This is a genomic window from Mesorhizobium sp. WSM4810 (assembly GCF_055811235.1).
In genome coordinates, this window is sequence record NZ_JBVVQV010000098.1 from 1 (window position 1) to 607 (window position 607).

Sequence of the window (607 nt, forward strand, 5' to 3'; positions counted from 1 at the left end):
TCCGCAGGTATTCTGCTGGGGCTTGGCCTGGGCGGGTTCTTCGATGGAATCGTGCTGCACCAGTTGCTCCAGTGGCACCATATAGCGACCAGCGCCGGCTATCGCCGACAGTGTTGAGAACCTTCAGTTCAACACGCTTCTCGATGGCCTGTTCCACGCCGGCACATACATCTTCGTCGTGCTTGGTTTGGTCGTGCTCTGGCGCACCGCTCACAAATCTCATCTCTGGTGGTCGGGAACGATGTTGCTTGGGACAATGCTCATGGGCTTCGGGATATTCAACCTGGTCGAAGGGCTGATCAATCACCAGCTTCTCGGCATCCACCATGTCAACGAAACCGTTCCGCAGGACCAGTGGATCTACTGGGACATCGGGTTCCTGGTTTGGGGTGCGTTGATGCTGATCGGCGGCCTGGCGCTGGCAAAGCGGGGCAAACGGGAGTCGCCAGGCGAGCCTCGCTAGTCTGGGCGCCGGCACTGTCCGCATACAACGAACGGTCGATCCCGGTTGCGCCGCTCGCGGCGGGAATAAATCACGCGCAGCGCGGTTCGGGGCACTTCAGCCATGGAGGGAAAAATGCGCAGAGTGTTGAATGCAGGCATTCCG

General features: G+C 59.6%; 1 pseudogene. It reads left to right on the top strand.

Annotated features, from left to right (window positions below):
- A pseudogene (locus AC0L3O_RS35475) lies at nt 1-463 on the top strand (DUF2243 domain-containing protein); the annotation flags it as partial.
- Nucleotides 464-607: the final 144 nt, after the last annotated feature.